This is a genomic window from Leclercia pneumoniae (assembly GCF_017348915.1).
Classification (GTDB): domain Bacteria; phylum Pseudomonadota; class Gammaproteobacteria; order Enterobacterales; family Enterobacteriaceae; genus Enterobacter; species Enterobacter pneumoniae.
Window position 1 is genome coordinate 2349204 of record NZ_CP071383.1, and the last position, 17247, is coordinate 2366450.

15 protein-coding genes and 1 pseudogene are annotated in these 17247 nt (G+C 55.1%); 8 read left to right on the forward strand and 8 right to left on the reverse strand.

The features are described 5' to 3' along the window. Nucleotides 1–221: 221 nt before the first annotated feature. Nucleotides 222–1130 (forward strand): transcriptional regulator FeaR, encoded by a 909-nt coding sequence (gene feaR / locus JZ655_RS11335; protein ID WP_046885471.1) that lies wholly within the window; start codon nucleotides 222–224, stop codon nucleotides 1128–1130. On the opposite strand, the gene JZ655_RS11340 is transcribed toward feaR, so the two are convergent. From JZ655_RS11340 to JZ655_RS11350, 3 genes are read right to left on the reverse strand one after another with little or no spacing between them, the layout of a single operon-like run. Continuing rightward, nucleotides 1131–1451, reverse strand: a complete 321-nt coding sequence (locus JZ655_RS11340; RefSeq protein ID WP_046885247.1) for a YdbL family probable chaperone protein — start codon at nucleotides 1449–1451, stop codon at nucleotides 1131–1133. It abuts the gene before it with no gap. Between the two features lie 7 nt (nucleotides 1452–1458). Then, the gene (locus JZ655_RS11345) at nucleotides 1459–1650 is read right to left on the reverse strand and encodes a YnbE family lipoprotein (protein ID WP_046885246.1); all 192 of its coding nucleotides are present in this window, start codon (nucleotides 1648–1650) and stop codon (nucleotides 1459–1461) included. After that, entirely contained in the window at nucleotides 1647–4286 is a 2640-nt protein-coding gene (locus tag JZ655_RS11350) for a YdbH family protein (protein WP_207291823.1), read from the reverse strand. Before JZ655_RS11350 ends, JZ655_RS11345 begins: the two co-directional genes overlap by 4 nt. Before the next feature lie 314 nt (nucleotides 4287–4600). Between JZ655_RS11350 and JZ655_RS11355 the strand changes: the two genes are divergently transcribed. Together JZ655_RS11355 and hslJ are read left to right on the forward strand one after the other, a co-directional pair. Then, nucleotides 4601–5590 (forward strand): 2-hydroxyacid dehydrogenase, encoded by a 990-nt coding sequence (locus tag JZ655_RS11355; RefSeq protein ID WP_207291824.1) that lies wholly within the window; start codon nucleotides 4601–4603, stop codon nucleotides 5588–5590. Nucleotides 5591–5723: 133 nt separating this feature from the next. After that, nucleotides 5724–6137, forward strand: a complete 414-nt coding sequence (gene hslJ / locus JZ655_RS11360) for a heat shock protein HslJ (RefSeq protein WP_207291825.1) — start codon at nucleotides 5724–5726, stop codon at nucleotides 6135–6137. Here the strand turns inward: hslJ and JZ655_RS11365 are convergent, their stop codons facing one another. Next, nucleotides 6138–6404 (reverse strand): putative hemolysin, encoded by a 267-nt coding sequence (locus JZ655_RS11365; protein WP_040078481.1) that lies wholly within the window; start codon nucleotides 6402–6404, stop codon nucleotides 6138–6140. A 268-nt stretch (nucleotides 6405–6672) separates the two neighbouring features. On the opposite strand from JZ655_RS11365, the gene nifJ reads away from it, so the two are divergent. The 3 genes from nifJ (at nucleotide 6673) to JZ655_RS11380 (ending at nucleotide 12071) form a co-directional block, all read left to right on the forward strand. After that, on the forward strand, nucleotides 6673–10197 hold the full coding sequence (gene nifJ / locus JZ655_RS11370) for a pyruvate:ferredoxin (flavodoxin) oxidoreductase (RefSeq protein WP_207291826.1): 3525 nt from the start codon (nucleotides 6673–6675) through the stop codon (nucleotides 10195–10197). Nucleotides 10198–10560: 363 nt separating this feature from the next. Further along, nucleotides 10561–11670 (forward strand): porin OmpC, encoded by a 1110-nt coding sequence (gene ompC / locus JZ655_RS11375; RefSeq protein ID WP_207291827.1) that lies wholly within the window; start codon nucleotides 10561–10563, stop codon nucleotides 11668–11670. Nucleotides 11671–11858: 188 nt separating this feature from the next. Beyond that, nucleotides 11859–12071 carry a KTSC domain-containing protein gene (locus tag JZ655_RS11380; protein WP_207291828.1) on the forward strand — a complete coding sequence of 71 codons (213 nt, stop codon included), beginning with the start codon at nucleotides 11859–11861 and terminating at the stop codon, nucleotides 12069–12071. A gap of 37 nt (nucleotides 12072–12108) precedes the next feature. Here JZ655_RS11380 and JZ655_RS11385 read toward each other — a convergent pair whose 3' ends face one another. Then, nucleotides 12109–12531 carry a GFA family protein gene (locus JZ655_RS11385; RefSeq protein ID WP_207291829.1) on the reverse strand — a complete coding sequence of 141 codons (423 nt, stop codon included), beginning with the start codon at nucleotides 12529–12531 and terminating at the stop codon, nucleotides 12109–12111. A 531-nt stretch (nucleotides 12532–13062) separates the two neighbouring features. On the opposite strand from JZ655_RS11385, the pseudogene JZ655_RS21545 reads away from it, so the two are divergent. After that, a pseudogene (locus JZ655_RS21545) lies at nucleotides 13063–13304 on the forward strand (hypothetical protein); the annotation flags it as partial. Nucleotides 13305–13315: 11 nt separating this feature from the next. Next, nucleotides 13316–14251 carry a tRNA 2-thiocytidine(32) synthetase TtcA gene (ttcA, locus tag JZ655_RS11390; protein ID WP_207291830.1) on the forward strand — a complete coding sequence of 312 codons (936 nt, stop codon included), beginning with the start codon at nucleotides 13316–13318 and terminating at the stop codon, nucleotides 14249–14251. Between the two features lie 43 nt (nucleotides 14252–14294). On the opposite strand, the gene dbpA is transcribed toward ttcA, so the two are convergent. From dbpA to zntB, 3 genes are all read right to left on the reverse strand, one after another. Next, on the reverse strand, nucleotides 14295–15668 hold the full coding sequence (gene dbpA / locus JZ655_RS11395) for an ATP-dependent RNA helicase DbpA (RefSeq protein ID WP_046885238.1): 1374 nt from the start codon (nucleotides 15666–15668) through the stop codon (nucleotides 14295–14297). Nucleotides 15669–15696: 28 nt separating this feature from the next. Continuing rightward, on the reverse strand, nucleotides 15697–15879 hold the full coding sequence (gene ynaL / locus JZ655_RS21390) for a proline-rich small protein YnaL (protein WP_072039506.1): 183 nt from the start codon (nucleotides 15877–15879) through the stop codon (nucleotides 15697–15699). A gap of 274 nt (nucleotides 15880–16153) precedes the next feature. Further along, complete coding sequence (zntB, locus tag JZ655_RS11400) at nucleotides 16154–17137, reverse strand: zinc transporter ZntB (RefSeq protein ID WP_040078480.1); 984 nt, start codon at nucleotides 17135–17137, stop codon at nucleotides 16154–16156. Nucleotides 17138–17247: the final 110 nt, after the last annotated feature.

A 17247-nucleotide genomic window follows, 5' to 3' on the forward strand; every position in this document is an offset into this window, starting at 1 on the left:
TTCGCAGGGTGTCACAGCAGTCTAAGGTGGCTTTGGCAAATCCGCTTTTATCTCTATGACATTCACTTTGTCACCTGTGACAGGCACCGCAATTCGTGATAATTCCCGCTTATTACACTATTCCCGGTAAGTGTTCTTTCCTATAGTCAGCGCAATGCCTGTGGAATTTGGCAACATAAATGCAACAATGCTTAAACATTAACGGCGTGACGGGAATGAATATGGCGTGCGTAAGCGAACAGGAAAGATTTCAGCACTGGCTGGCGCAAATTAACGCGGTTTGCGGCAGTTTCGCAGCCCGGCCAATGAACGGTGAATTTTTTGGCGAGCTGGAGTCGACCTGGACCGGTAACCTGAAGCTGAGCACCGTGACCGCCGGTGGCGTGAATCTGTTTCGCACCCGCCAGGAGATTAAGCACAGTAACGACGCCTGGTTTTATACCGTGTTCCAGCTGGAAGGCGTGGCGGGACTGGAACAGGATGATCGTCAGATCACCCTGGCAGCCGGGGATATTAGCTTAATCGACGCCTCGCGCCCCTGCTCGCTTTACTGGCAGGAGAAGTCCCGCCAAATCTCCCTGCTGCTGCCCCGACAGATCCTTGAACAGCACTTCCGTTTTCAGGAGGTGAGCTGCGCACAAAAACTCTCCCATACCCTGCCCACGGTACAATTAAGCCACCGTCTGATGCAGGAGAGCATGAGCAACCCGACGCTTAGCGAGCAAGAGAGCGAAGCGGCGCTGGAGGCGATGGTCTGCTTACTGCGCCCGGTACTACAGCAGCGTGAAAGCACCCTGCCGCGCAAGGAGCGCCAGTTCAAAAGCGTGCTGTCATTGATTGACGATCATATTCAGGCGGAACATCTGCGCCCCGAGTGGATTGCGGCAGAGAGCGGTATGTCAGTACGCAGTCTCTATCGTATGTTTGCCGATAAAGGACTGGTGGTCGCGCAGTACATTAAAAACCGTCGTCTCGATCTCTGCGCGCAAATGCTGCGCGCAACCCGCGATGAAGAGAAACTGGCGGGCATTGGTTACAGCTGGGGCTTTACCGATCACAGCCATTTTTCTACCGCCTTTAAGCAACGATTTGGCATCTCACCCGGCGAATACCGCAAACGCCACCGCTGATCACTTCTTTAGCCACTTGCCGTTAATGCCTTTGACATACTCACCGGGGCGGGCGCGCTCCACCAGCTTGATGCCAGCCATTTTGGCCACTTCGTCTACCGGAATATTGTTACTGTCCGCCAGTTTTTGATAGCTGTCGGTACGCGCCTGGTTAATTTGCGCCACCAGCGCCAGCGTCTCGCGATCCTGAGCCACGGGCGCCAGGTATCCGTCCAGCGTCTCCCCTACACGCCCCTGGCTGCGGGCTTCGTTCAACGTGAGCGCCGAGGCCTGCGCGCAGAGTCCCAGCGTAAGCAGAATGATGGCTAAGGATTTCTTCATGACCACCTCAGAATAGATCGCTGCGGGATTTCAGCAGCGCTTCCACGTCTTTATCCACTTTAATGTGAATTTCGTGTTCGATCTTCACGTTCATATTGATGGTGATGGGCTCTTTCGGGGCCGCCACTTCGATACGCGGCGTACAGCCCGTCAGCAGCATAACGACCACGGCGACGACGCCACCGGCCAGTGTTCTCATTGTTGTTCCTCACATTCCTTGCCCTTCGGGCAGTGGGTTGCTGGTAAGGTGGCGTTCTGTTCAAGCCACGCTTGCAGGTTGTCGCCAAAGCGCAGGCTGCGCCAGAGAGTAAACACATTTTCCTGATGGGTGTAGTTCAGGTTAACGGCATTCGATTTGCCATCCACGCGGCTGATGCCTTTCAGCGTTGACGATAGCGTCAGCTCCCCCAGGTTATCTACATTGAGTTTTGTCCACGACTGAGAAATTTCCATGTAGCGCAGCCAGTCGATAGCGACGCCGGCGGCCATGTTGTCTTTTACGATCGCGTCTGCCGTGTTTTTATCGATACGCAGGGTCATTGGCCCGGCGTTAGAGAGCCAGCCATCTTTGATAATCCACTTATCGTTATTCAGCCAGAACGGCAGCGCCCCGCTCACTGGTCCGGAGAGGGTAAACTGCTTCGGATTCACGGCGCTGATCAGCTCGCTGGAGGAGATATTCTGCACGCGTAATAATGCCGCATCATGCTGGGGCATCCGCAGTTGCTGCATGGTGACCTTGCCCCCCAACAGTTCGACGTTAACGTCGGTTAACAGCAGCGGCGCCTCTTCGCGCCAGGGGTAATCACCCTGCAGGTCGGCGGTAATATGGTGCATCGTCACCTGGTTTTTCACCTCCGCGATACGCAGCGTGACCGGGCCGTGGGTGCCCAGCGACCAGGCCCCCTCGCTGAAGCGGAATGGCAGGACGAAATCGACGCCGTTGATCTCGTTGTCGGGCATCCAGACGCTGCCGTTTTTTAGCACGCCATGTCCTCCCGCCTCAAAACCTTGATCCGCCGCCGCAGAAAAGGCGACCTGGGCATAGAGCTCCCCATCGCGCAGCTTCATTTTCCAGTCAGGCGGGACCAGGGGCTGGAAGACGTTTAACGACTGCTGCGGCCACCACGCCTGCCCGCGTAGACGTTCGCCATCCCAACGGCCATTCACCTGTACCGGGCCGATAGCCCCGGCGTGCAGCGCTCCTTTAAACTGGAAGAGCGTGGGATCGGTGCCATCGACGCTGAACGTCAGGGTGGAGGGCGGCAGCACGCTGCCGCCGGTAAAGGTCGTCTCTTGTGCATTAAAGGCCAGCGCGCCGCTAAAATGGGGATCGGCAGGGTCTCGCTGCCAGCGCACCGGGCTTTCCAGTACCAGCCGTGGCTTGCTGGCGAGCATAGAGCCGTATTGCAGTTTATCAAAGCCGGTGGAGAGCGCGTTCAGCGCAATCACCGTGTCGCGCCATTCGCCCTTGCCTGCTACATCCCAACGCGCCTGCATGGGCAGAAAATGTCCCTCGCCCCAGTAACGCCACTGCCACAGCCCCTTATCCGGCAAAAAGTTGTTCGCCTGGCCGTCAAGATGGAGGGTGAAGTTACCCATCTCATTTTCATGCGCGCGCAAAATGGCCTGTAAACGTCCATCAATGCCATTACCGGTAAGCGTGACCCCGGCCAATGGCCACCGCACTTCATCAATATTCAGTGCGTTGATGAGACGGCCACGCGACCGTAGCAGCGCCCCGGGGGCAAAAGCCAGTTTAGGATCGGTCAGGCTGCCCGTCAGCGTTGCCGGGAGCCCGGCGTAGAAAATGAGATCATCCTGCTTGGCCTCACCGTTAAGATGCAGCGGCATATTGCTGTTATCCATACTTAACGTACCGGGGCCAAAGCTGAGCACGGCGTTACCCTTTCCGGCATCACCGGAGGTGACTACGTTCATCCGGCCAGAAATAATGGCCTTATCGATGCCCTGCTGCCAGTTTTCAATTCGCACCCCCAGCCGACCGCCAAGCGGAATGCCCGATTGCGTCCAGCTCCAGCGGCCATCGCTGATGGAGAATTGCTCCGGGGTGATCTGCCAGGGAAGATCCAGCAACGGCTCGCCGCTTTCGCGGGCAATCATCACCAGTTGACCTCTGTTATCCTGCCACTCCAGTTCGGCATCAACCGGTGAGTTAACCTGGGGCACCGAGAAGGTGGTCACGGCATGCCCCTGTACCGGCAGGCCGTCCGGTACGAGCGGAAGCGTGAATTCGCCCACCAGCTTCACCGGCTGGGGCGAGTCTGGCAACTGGATCTCAACATCGCTGACGGTAAGATTTTGTCCGCGCAGCGTACCCCGCAGCTTGATTGATTCACCGTCGTAATGGATTTCCTGCACTTTCGGGGTCAGTGAAGCGGTAATTCTGCCTTGCCACTGCTGCCAGGGCGCCAGGGTCAGGCGATCAATACTCAGCCAGGTGTTGGGCAGTAACGATTGCCACTCCGCAAGGGTCTTCGGGGCGGCTGCGCTCGGTGCGCTTTGCGGAATTTTGCTGAAACAGGCGCTATTAAGCGTGACCGCAGCGGCGTCGAACTTCCAGCGGCTGGGGTGAGAGAGCGTGGCATTTTCGATGCGCGCGATTTCGCAATCTTCTACCAGATAGCGCAGATCGGGGATGACCAGGGCGTGGCGCGTCAGGTGCGGGCTTTTTTCGAAGGCAATGCGGGTCCCCACTGGCAGCCAGATCCCGGCCAGGGTCGGAACCCACTGGGCAAGGGTCATCAGCAGCGTCAATGGCAGCAGTAACAGCAGCAGAAGGAGCGCGATGGCGGCTTTGTATTTACCCTTCATGGGTAGTTAATATCCTGATTTAGCGAAAATATTTGCCGGCAATGCCGGGCATTGTGGCACGTTTAGCCGCCAGATTGAAGCCAGGTGCGTTTTAAGGATAGTTGCTCTGACCCGAAGCAGTAAACCGCGTGTGCTGATGCGTTAGGGTAAAGCGAGAGTGGCAGAATAAAACCCTGTTGTTTTAATCTGATAGAGTTCAGGCGCAAAGATGCTCTAGAATTATTCATAGAAGATATTGATTTCAATCATTTTTCATAAAATGTAAAATTATTTTAATTACGCTACTATGAAGTTAAATCACTGGAGAAAGTCCTATGAAACTCGCGGTATATAGCACAAAGCAGTACGATAAAAAGTACCTGCAACAGGTTAACGAGGCGTATGGCTTCGAGCTTGAATTTTTCGACTTTCTGCTGACTGAAAAAACGGCCAAAACGGCGCACGGCTGCGAAGCCGTCTGCATTTTCGTCAATGATGACGGGAGCAGACCGGTGCTGGAAGAGCTAAAGAAACAGGGAGTGAAGTATATCGCCCTGCGCTGTGCGGGCTTCAATAATGTGGACCTCGATGCCGCCAAAGAGCTGGGGCTGAAAGTGGTTCGCGTCCCGGCCTACTCTCCGGAAGCCGTGGCTGAACATGCCATTGGTATGATGATGTCCCTGAACCGTCGTATTCACCGTGCCTATCAGCGCACCCGTGATGCGAATTTCTCCCTCGAAGGTCTGACCGGCTTTACCATGTACGGTAAAACAGCTGGGGTGGTCGGTACCGGTAAAATTGGCGTAGCGGCACTGCGTATTCTGAAAGGTTTCGGTATGCGTCTGCTGGCGTTTGATCCCTATCCGAGCGCAGCGGCGCTGGATCTCGGCGTTGAGTATGTTGATCTGCCGACGCTCTTCTCCCAGTCCGATGTGATCTCCCTGCACTGCCCGCTGACCCCGGAAAACTACCACCTGCTCAATCAGAGCGCTTTCGACCAGATGAAAGACGGGGTGATGATTATCAACACCAGCCGTGGCGGTCTGGTTGATTCTCAGGCCGCGATCGAAGCGCTGAAAACGCAGAAAATCGGTGCGCTGGGGATGGATGTTTACGAGAACGAACGCGATCTCTTCTTTGAAGACAAATCAAACGACGTGATTCAGGATGACGTGTTCCGTCGCCTGTCGGCCTGCCATAACGTGCTGTTCACCGGCCACCAGGCCTTCCTGACGGCCGAAGCCTTGATCAGCATCTCTGAGACCACCCTCGGTAACCTCAGCCAGCTGGCCAAAGGGGAAGAGAGCCCGAACGCGCTGGTATAATGTCCCGCCAGGCATTGTTCATACATAGATATGGACAATGCCTTTTCGCTTTCAGATTAAGCCCGATGATATTTTTCACATCCTTTATAGAATGTGAGTTAGGCATTTCGCAGTAATAATGTTGAGAACCAAAATGAAAACGCTCGTTGCAGTAACGCTGTTAAGCCTGACCCTGACCGGCTGTGTAAACCCAGGGAAAGCCTCAGTGCAAAAAGATCAGTTACAGAACCACCGCTTTGTGCTGGAAAGTGTTAACGGCGCCGCCGTAAAGCCCTCCGCCACACCACCTGAAATCGCGTTTGGTGAGAAAATGGCCGTATCCGGGGTGATGTGTAACCGCTTCAGCGGTGAAGGGAAGCTCTCAGAGGGAGAACTGAAGGTCAAAGAGATGGCGATGACGCGCAAACTCTGTACCGACCCTCAGCGTAATGAGCTGGATAATACGCTCAGCACTATGCTGCGCAAAGGCGCGCAGGTTGACCTCACCCAGGATCAATTAACCCTGGCGACGGCAGAAACGACGTTGATGTTTAAACGTGTGGAGTAATCAGTAACTTCCGCACGATCCGCCGGCAAGCGATTGTTCACTGCAACGTTTGCCGTTGGGCAAGGCACACATGCCGATGGCCGAGCCATCCAGTTGACGTGCAACCGAGAGCGAGCCGCCAATCATGGCGCAGTTCGCTTGTCCCGAGTTGGACATCGCCGCTCTCATCCCCGGCGCGACATGCGCGGCGGTGGCCTGCTGAACAGGTTCATTGCTACAGGCCGACAGTAACAAGGCGGCACACCCTACCCAAAATGCTGCACGCATAACTTCTCCCCACATGAATTGGCAAAACCTAACCATCATAGGCACCCACTCCGCTCGCGTCGAGACCGCATACGCGTATTTATGCGTCCGCGAAACATTTTCTCGCAATTTTTTGGCAAAACCTTGATCTGATCGGGGGCGCGGCCGTCTCCCAGGACACAAAAGCGAAAATTGAAAAACCCTACCTTTGCTAACATTAAAGGATAATTACAGGACTCGTCATCGCGCGCGAGTCCCCTCTTTTTTGCGCAATGTAAGGGTGTCTCCTATGCAAACTATTGACGGTAATGGCGCAGTCGCGTCCGTCGCGTTTCGCACCAGTGAAGTGATCGCCATTTACCCAATTACCCCTAGCTCCACAATGGCTGAACAGGCCGATGCCTGGTCGGGTAATGGTTTAAAAAACGTCTGGGGCGATGTGCCCCGCGTTGTTGAGATGCAGTCAGAAGCCGGGGCGATCGCCGCGGTGCACGGGGCGTTACAGACGGGGGCGCTCTCGACCTCGTTTACCTCTTCGCAGGGGCTGCTGTTGATGATCCCGACGCTTTACAAACTGGCCGGTCAGTTAACGCCGTTTGTACTGCACGTGGCGGCCCGTACCGTTGCCACGCACGCCCTGTCGATCTTTGGCGACCACTCCGACGTTATGGCCGTACGCCAGACCGGCTGCGCCATGCTCTGCGCGGGCAGCGTCCAGGAAGCGCAGGACTTTGCCCTGATCTCACACATTGCCACCCTGAAGAGCCGCGTGCCCTTTATTCACTTCTTTGATGGGTTCCGCACTTCGCATGAGATCAACAAAATTAAGTCGATTACGGACGACACCATCCGTAGCCTGTTGCCGCAGGCAGAGATCGATGCCCACCGGGCCCGGGCGCTGAATCCGGAACACCCGGTGATTCGCGGTACATCGGCAAACCCGGATACTTATTTCCAGTCCCGGGAGGCCACCAACCCTTGGTACAACGCGGTGTACGACCACGTGGAGCAGGCGATGAACGACTTTGCGGATGCCACCGGACGGGCGTACAAGCCCTTCGAGTATTACGGTCACCCGCAGGCGGAGCGCGTGATAGTGATCATGGGATCGGCCATCGGGACCTGTGAAGAGGTGGTAGATGAGTTGTTGACCCGTGGCGAAAAAGTGGGCGTGCTAAAAGTGCGTTTTTATCGCCCCTTCTCGGCCCGACACCTGCTGGCCGCACTGCCCGAGAGCGCACGCGCCGTGGCGGTGCTGGACCGCACCAAAGAGCCCGGCGCGCAGGCGGAGCCGCTGCATCTGGATGTGATAACCGCGCTGGCGGAAGCCTTCAGCAGCGGCGAGCGCGAAACACTGCCGCGCGTAATTGGCGGGCGCTATGGCCTTTCATCTAAAGAGTTTGGCCCGGATTGCGTGCTGGCAATCTTTAACGAACTGCAGGCCAGCAAGCCGAAGCCGCGCTTTACCGTGGGGATCTACGACGACGTAACCCACCTCTCTCTGCCATTACCGGAAAACACCCTGCCCTCGCGTGCGAAGCTTGAAGCGCTGTTTTACGGTCTGGGCAGCGACGGGAGCGTGTCGGCCACCAAAAACAACATCAAAATCATTGGTAATTCCACACCCTGGTATGCCCAGGGCTATTTTGTCTATGACTCGAAAAAAGCAGGCGGGTTAACCGTCTCGCACCTGCGCGTCAGCGAGGAGCCGATTCGCTCTGCCTATCTGGTGTCGCAGGCCGATTTTGTTGGCTGCCACCAGCTGCAGTTTATCGACAAATATCAGATGGTAGAGCGCCTGAAACCGGGCGGCATCTTCCTGCTGAATACCCCCTACAGCGCCGATGAGGTCTGGGGACGTCTGCCGCAGGACGTGCAGGCCATGCTGAACCAGAAAAAAGCGCGCTTCTTTGTGGTGAATGCCGCAAAAATTGCCCGCGAGTGCGGTCTGGCGGCGCGCATTAACACCGTGATGCAGATGGCGTTCTTCCACCTGACAAATATTCTGCCAGGCGACAGCGCCCTGATGGAACTGCAGGGGGCGATTGCCAAAAGTTACAGCAGCAAGGGTCAGGAGCTGGTGGAGCGCAACTGGCAAGCGCTGGCACTGGCCCGCGAATCGCTGGCAGAAGTGCCCTTGCAAGCGGTAAATGCCAGCAGTCCGCACCGTCCACCGGTGGTATCGGATGCGGCACCAGACTTTGTTAAAACCGTCACCGCCGCGATGCTGGCAGGTCTGGGTGATGCCCTGCCCGTCTCCGCGCTGCCGCCGGACGGCACCTGGCCGTTGGGCACCACCCGCTGGGAAAAACGCAATATCGCCGAAGCCATTCCGATCTGGAAAGAGGAGCTCTGTACGCAGTGCAACCACTGCGTCGCTGCCTGTCCGCATTCGGCCATCCGCGCTAAAGTGGTCTCGCCTGAGGAGATGGAAACGGCACCGGCCAGCCTCCATTCACTGGATGTGAAATCCCGCGACATGCGTGGACAGAAGTATGTGCTGCAAGTCGCGCCTGAAGATTGCACCGGCTGTAATCTCTGCGTTGAGGTGTGTCCGGCTAAAGATCGCCAGAACCCGGAGATCAAGGCCATCAATATGATGTCCCGGCTGGAGCACGTGGAGGAGGAGAAAACCAACTACGACTTCTTCCTTAACCTGCCGGAAATTGATCGCAACCAGCTTGAGCGGATCGATATTCGTACCTCGCAGCTTATTACGCCGCTGTTTGAATACTCCGGCGCCTGCTCCGGCTGCGGTGAAACGCCCTATATTAAGCTGTTGACCCAGCTCTACGGCGACCGGATGCTCATCGCCAATGCCACCGGCTGCTCCTCTATTTATGGGGGTAATTTGCCCTCCACGCCGTACACTACCGATGCCAATGGCCGCGGGCCGGCCTGGGCGAACTCTCTCTTTGAGGATAATGCCGAGTTTGGTCTGGGCTTCCGCCTGTCCGTAGACCAGCACCGGGTGCGCGTTATGCGCCTGCTGGAACAGTTTGCGGATAACATCCCGGCTGATCTGAACGCGGCGCTGCACGCTGACGCGACGCCGGACGTTCGTCGTGAACAGGTTACTGCGCTGCGCAGTGCGCTTCAGGGCGTTGCGGGGGCTGAACAGCTCCTTACCGATGCCGACGCGCTGGTGGAAAAATCGATCTGGCTTATCGGCGGTGATGGCTGGGCTTACGACATCGGCTTTGGCGGGCTGGATCACGTGCTCAGCCTGACGGAAAACGTGAACATTCTGGTGCTGGATACTCAGTGTTACTCCAATACCGGCGGTCAGGCATCGAAAGCGACGCCGCTGGGTGCAGTGACCAAATTTGGCGAGCATGGCAAGCGCAAAGCGCGCAAAGACCTGGGCGTCAGCATGATGATGTATGGTCATGTGTACGTGGCGCAAATTTCGCTGGGTGCCCAGCTTAACCAGACCGTGAAGGCGATTCAGGAGGCGGAAGCGTATCCAGGCCCGTCGCTGATTATCGCCTACAGCCCGTGCGAAGAGCATGGTTACGATCTGGCGCTGAGCCACGACCAGATGCGCCAGCTTACCGCAACCGGATTCTGGCCGCTGTATCGCTTTGATCCGCGTCGCGCCGATGAGGGTAAACTGCCGCTGGCGCTGGATTCACGTCCCCCGTCCGACGCGCTGGCCGAGACGCTATTGCAGGAGCAACGCTTCCGTCGTCTTAACGCGCAGCAGCCGGAGGTGGCAGAGCAGCTCTGGAAAGACGCCGCCGCCGATCTGCAAAAACGCTATGATTTCCTGGCGCAGATGGCCGGTAAGGCGGAGAAAGCGCCGAGCGAGTAATCCCTATTTAGCGGTATAAAAAAAGCCCGAAGATTTGTCTTCGGGCTGTTCCATTTGGAAAACAATAGGATTTAAAATTTTAAATCGTATTCTCAACGAATTGAAATAACAACGGGCATATAACGCAGCCTATTCTAATACAGTTAACGGAACAGGTATAATTCCCATTTTACATAGTTCCACTTAAATATATTCATGTAACTTATCATTGTTTCCCCTGCATTATATCCTTGAGATTTTACTTACATAGTAACAATTATACTTTGTGACTCCGCAAGCGAGTGAATTAGCATGAGACACCTTTCCAGCCGGGAAGGTTCAGCACGTATTAAATAATAAAATATAGCTTGAGGATCCGTCATCATGAAAAGAAAAGTTTTGGCTTTGATCATCCCTGCCCTTTTAATGGCTAGCACAGCTCATGCGGCAGAAATATATAACAAAGATGGCAACAAATTAGATCTCTACGGCAAGGTTGATGGCCTGCACTATTTCTCTGACGATAAAGGGGCTGACGGCGATCAAACTTATATCCGTCTGGGCTTTAAAGGCGAAACCCAGATTAACGATCTGATGACTGGCTACGGTCAGTGGGAATATAACGTCCAGGCCAATAATACCGAAGGGTCTGAAAACCAGTCCTGGACGCGTCTGGCCTTTGCGGGCCTCAAGTTCGGCCAGTACGGCACCTTTGATTACGGTCGTAACTATGGCGTGCTGTACGACGTCGAGGCCTGGACCGATATGCTGCCAGAGTTCGGTGGCGACAGCTATTCCAAAGCAGATAATTTCATGACCAACCGTGCCAATGGCGTGGCGACTTATCGCAATGCGGATCTGTTTGGCCTGGTTGAAGGCCTGAACGTAGCGCTGCAGTATCAGGGTAACAACGAAGATGAGGGCAACGGGAACGAAGGCACCAATAACGGTCGCGACATTCGTCATGAAAACGGGGACGGCTTCGGTATCTCCTCTACCTACGATTTCGGGATGGGTATCAGCGCCGGCGCGGCCTACACCACCTCTGACCGTACCAACGCGCAGATCAACCGTACTACGGCGGGCGGTGACAAAGCGGATGCCTGGACCGCCGGCCTGAAATACGACGCCAACAACATTTACCTGGCGACCATGTACTCTGAAACCCGTAACATGACTCCGTATGGCAAATTTGAGGACGCGGTCGCCAATAAAACCCAGAACGTCGAAGTCACTGCCCAGTATCAGTTCGATTTCGGTCTGCGTCCGGTCGTCTCTTATCTGCAGTCAAAAGGGAAAGATTTGGGCCACGGCTGGGGCGACCAGGATCTGGTGAAATATGCTGAAGTGGGTGCGGTTTACTACTTCAACAAAAATATGTCTACCTACGTTGATTATAAAATCAACCTGCTGGATGAAGACAACGCCTTCTATGCCGCCAATGGCATAGGTACCGACGATATCGTCGCCACCGGTCTGGTTTATCAATTCTGATAACAGCCGCCCGCGTATCCTCGCGGGCGATTATTTTATAGCAGCCCATCAGTTTTGCTTATTTCACACCCACCGTTCATAACCTTATATTTAGGCTTTACACGCAACCACTCTTTTTAGTTGCGTCAACCGGGGGAATTGAGCCAGGATTACTATCACCTCTGCCTCGAAGTAAAGGGGACCTTGCTATGAATCATCACGCCGTCAAATCTTCACGCATCGCGTCTATTGCTTACGATACATTTAGCGAAACGCTGGAGATTCGTTTTATCGATCGCAGCGCGTACCGTTATCAGCGCGTGCCGGTACGTATTTATAACGACTTTTTGAGCGTCGTCTCGAAAGGTCGCTTCTATGATGGCGTCGTAAAAGGGAAGTTTAAAGAGACGAAGCTTCGGTGAACGCACCTCCGCTGTGCGTCTGCCCTTAACCTCCAGGCTAATCCGCCAGCCTGCGGGCCGGGCGATAGGTGAGTATTCCTGCCAGCCCACCGCCGCCGTCGTTCGGATGTACGGTCCCTTCCGAAACCTCCACTTCCGGGAAGTCGAACGGCGAAACATACTCAATGCAGGCCACGTTCACGCCATATTGATCGGGCCTTGAACGACGCTGATGGAAGGTGTAGATGCCGCATACTGAACAAAAATAGTGCGCCGCCGTCCGCGTGTTAAATCGGTACTCTGTCAGTTTATCTTTGCCTTTCAGCACCGTCACGCCCGACAGCGGTGCCGAGACCACTACCGCGCCGCGCATACGGCAAAAGGAGCAGTTACAGCGGCGGATGGTGTTAAACCCATCCGACAGTTCAACCGTAAATTGCACCGCGCCGCAGTGGCACTGCGCTGACACTTTATTTGCCATAAGATCCCCCTCGTTGAAACTCTGCTAAAAATGCGCACCCTGTTATGACAAGCCCCACCGGTACGGGTTAAGTGTAAGACGCGCTGGCGATTACTGCCCGCCTGCCGGGCATGACGTAACGCCTTCTTGTACTTTGGCTGGGCAAGGCATTGCCGCTCAGGTGCTTAATTTGCCGTAATTAATGGGCTGGGGGGCTAATGTGTGAGGTTATACGTAAGGAAAGTCCTAATCACCAGGCCATACGCTTGTTGTTGGTGGCCAGGCTGCCAGGCTATTGATGACTCTGATGCGGAGAATGCCAACTCCGGGGAAACATCAATAAAAAGAGCGTTAAGACTGAGACTCCTGTAGCCCTCCTTGTGGGGGCTTTTTTTTATCATGGTGCCCCTTAAAGCGCGTTTTTTAGCGCACCGCGATCACTTATTTTTACCCGCCAGGCGTGAGAGAAAATAGAGGCGATGCACGCTCTTTACCCTTTATGCGTTCCTGAAGCGTTTACAAATTTTGCTGCGCAGGAAGCAAGAGTGACGTTCTGCGCTAAAACATGCTGGCATTCGTCGCCGCAATCCGTACCATACACGGCACACTTTCGCATGCTGGTGATGACCAGCAGGCGCTAACCCGTCTTTTATTGTTAATCGGATGGGGCACATTCATGCGCAGAGGGTGTACGAAATCTTTGCTTTCTTGAAGATGAGAGCAATAGCGAACAGGCGGTAATGCTGAAGACCAGACCGGCGCTTTACCCCACTGGTGCCCCATTTGATATCTGAGTAACTTTTAAATGCAACAGAATCAAGATATTAGTAAAAAAGAACAGTACAACCTGAACAAGCTGCAAAAGCGTCTGCGTCGTAACGTCGGCGAAGCCATTGCGGATTACAACATGATTGAAGAAGGCGACCGCATCATGGTCTGCCTGTCAGGTGGTAAAGACAGTTATACCCTGCTGGAGATCCTGCGAAACCTCCAGCAGAGCGCCCCGGTCAATTTCTCGCTGATTGCGGTCAACCTTGATCAGAAACAGCCGGGCTTCCCGGAGCATATCCTGCCGGAATATCTGGACCAGCAGGGTGTGGAGTATAAGATTGTTGAAGAGAATACCTACGGCATTGTGAAAGAGAAGATCCCGGAAGGCAAAACCACCTGCTCGCTCTGCTCTCGCCTGCGTCGCGGTATTCTCTACCGTACTGCCACCGAGCTGGGTTGCACCAAGATTGCCCTCGGTCATCACCGCGACGACATCCTGCAAACCCTGTTCCTGAATATGTTCTACGGTGGCAAGATGAAAGGCATGCCGCCAAAATTGATGAGCGATGACGGTAAGCACATTGTGATCCGCCCACTGGCCTACTGCCGCGAGAAAGATATCGAGCGCTTTGCCGAGGCTAAAGCCTTCCCAATTATTCCGTGTAATCTGTGCGGCTCGCAGCCTAATCTGCAACGCCAAGTGATTGCCGACATGCTGCGTGACTGGGACAAACGCTATCCAGGTCGCATTGAAACCATGTTCAGCGCCATGCAGAACGTGGTGCCGTCGCACCTTAGCGATATCAACCTGTTTGACTTTAAAGGCATTAAGCACGGTTCGGAAGTGGTGAACGGCGGCGATCTGGCCTTTGACCGCGAAGATATTCCGATGCAGCCGGCCGGATGGCAGCCGGAAGAAGATGACGCACAGCTGGATGAGATGCGCCTGAACGTCATTGAAGTGAAATAAAAACAACGCGTCTCAGACAAGCGCTGAGACGCGATTTCCCCGCTTATTTCAGCAGGCGAACGCGGCAGGTTTTGCCTTTAATCTTTCCGTTTTGCAGCTGTTTCCAGGCTTTCTGCGCTACCGACTGACGTACTGCCACATAAACGTGAGCGGGATGGACAACGATTTTCCCGATATCGGCACCCTCCAGCCCAATGTCACCGGTTAACGCCCCCAGCACATCACCCGGACGCATCTTGGCTTTTTTCCCGCCATCAATGCACAGGGTGGCCATCTCCGCCGCCAGCGGCGTAATACTGACATTCGCCGGGGCTGTGACCCAGTTCAGTTTGATTTGCAGCATCTCCGCCAGGATGTTGGCGCGCTGCGCCTCTTCCGGCGCGCAGAAGCTGATGGCTAACCCGCTGTTCCCTGCACGCGCAGTACGTCCGATACGGTGGACATGGACTTCGGGATCCCATGCGAGCTCGTAGTTCACCACGAGCTCCAGGGATTTGATGTCCAGGCCACGGGCCGCCACATCCGTCGCCACCAGCACGCGCGCGCTGCCGTTGGCAAAACGCACCAGAGTCTGGTCACGATCGCGTTGTTCTAAATCTCCATGCAGGGAGAGCGCGCTTTGGCCCGCCGCGGTCAGGGCGTCACACACCGACTGGCAATCTTTTTTAGTATTACAAAACACCACGCAGGAGGCGGGTTTGTGAATGCTTAGCAGCTTCTGGAGCAGCGGGATTTTGCCCTGCTGCGTGGTATCAAAGAACTGCTGTTCGATCGCGGGTAACGCATCCACAGTGTCGATCTCGATCGCCAGTGGATTTTGCTGCACCCGGCCACTGATCGCCGCAATGGCTTGTGGCCAGGTCGCCGAAAAGAGAAGGGTTTGTTTAGAGGCAGGGGCAAAACGGATCACTTCGTCGATGGCCTCGCTAAATCCCATGTCCAGCATGCGGTCGGCTTCATCAAGCACCAATGTTTGCAGGGCCTCCAGCGACACCGTCCCTTTTTGCAGGTGATCTAACAGACGGCCCGGCGTGGCAACGATAATGTGCGGCGCATGTTGCAAGGAGTCGCGCTGGGCGCCGAACGGCTGACCGCCGCAGAGGGTTAAAATTTTGGTGTTAGGCAAGAAACGCGCCAGACGGCGCAGTTCGCCAGCCACCTGATCCGCCAGCTCCCGGGTCGGGCAAAGTACCAGCGACTGCGTCTGGAACAGCGAGGCATCAATGTGCTGTAACAGGCCAAGACCGAATGCAGCCGTTTTACCACTGCCGGTTTGCGCCTGCACGCGTACATCGCGTCCCTCAAGGATCGCCGGAAGCGCGGCAGCTTGTACAGGGGTCATCGTCAGGTAGCCCAACTCGTTGAGATTATCGAGTTGGGCAGCAGGCAGTACGTTCAGTGTAGAAAAGGCGGTCACAATTATTCTCGCGTTAAAAAAGTCACAGTCAGCAGGCGCGTATCCTCGCAGATCTGCCCTTACGATGCGACATTTTAATCGGAACTTCATCAGGGGGTGGATCCGGCATCGGTTGCGGACGCGGAATAGGTTCGGGCACAGGTACCGGGTCGGTAGGCACCGGGTCCGATTGTTGTGGCTGCCAGAGCAGCAGTGTTAACAGACAGGTCATTTTACCCTCCGGGCATTGGGAGTGACTCTTTTAGGGTAGACGCTGCTGTACGACAGGCAAAAAAAAGCCGACTAATTTAGTCGGCGTCGTACGAATCAATTGTGCTATGCAGTAATTCAAAAAAGGAAGTAAGACAATATGGAGCGCAACGCCCATCGCTTGACGTTGCATTCACCTGCGAAACGAATAGTGCACCTTTACGACAGGCAGTTTCTTGACCTCGCTCAAGTAAAATGGCGTTTTAAGCTTTTCACAACCTGAGAAATGCGTAAATTTACAGCCATTTACTGCGATGCAACCACCATGCAACACCGCCGATTAAAACCACTAACATGATGCAAAACACTGAAAAACCGAAGCGGTATGCCCCTCCGGGAATACCGCCCAGATTGACGCCAAACAGGCCGGTTAAAAAGGTACTGGGTAAAAAGACCATCGCCATCAGCGACATCGTGTAGGTGCGCCGGGATAGCGACTCCTGCATCACCTGCGCAATCTCATCGGACATCACCGCGGTTCGCGCGATGCAGGCGTCAATCTCATCCAGCCCGCGGCCAAGACGGTCAGCGATATCCTGCATCCGCCGGCGCTGATCGTCATTCATCCAGCTCAGGCGCTCACTCGCCAGCCGTGCATAGACATCGCGCTGCGGAGCCATATAGCGCCGCATCACAATCAGTTGTTTGCGCAGGAGCGCGAGGAAACCGCGCGGGGGAATTTGCTGATCGAGCAGATTGTCTTCCAGATCGATAATTTTATCGTGCAGCTCTTCAATAAACTCGCTGGCGTGCTCGGTCAGGGCATCGCAGACATCCACCAGCCAGCCACCACAATCTTCCGGCCCGGTCCCCTCTTTCAGATCATTAATGACATCGTCCAGCGCCAGTACCTTGCGCTGACGCGTCGAGACAATGAGCCGCTCATCCATATACACGCGCATCGCTACCAGCTGATCGGGACGTTCATCGGTGCTGCCATTAATACACCGCAGGGTGATCAGGGTACCCTCACCCATTCGCGTAACGCGCGGGCGCAGACTTTCCCCAGCCAGCGCATCGCGCACATAGTTGGGGAGTAATGGGGTCGATGCCAGCCAGTCAGCACTCTCAGGTTGCGTGTAGTTCAGGTGAAGCCAGCAAGGGTGTTCACGATCGATGATATCGTCGTTTTCCAGCGGCCTTGCTGCCCCCTTTCCGTCAAGTATCCACGCAAATACCGCGTCAGGAACGTTAACTTCAGATCCTTTAATGCCTTCCACAGCGCCTCCGCCTTTCATCTATCTTGTTGTCAGTCTAGCCACCCTGGCATGTTAAGCAACAATTTACATGGGCATCGCGCTGAATTTGCTCATAAAAAAGCCTGGCGAAC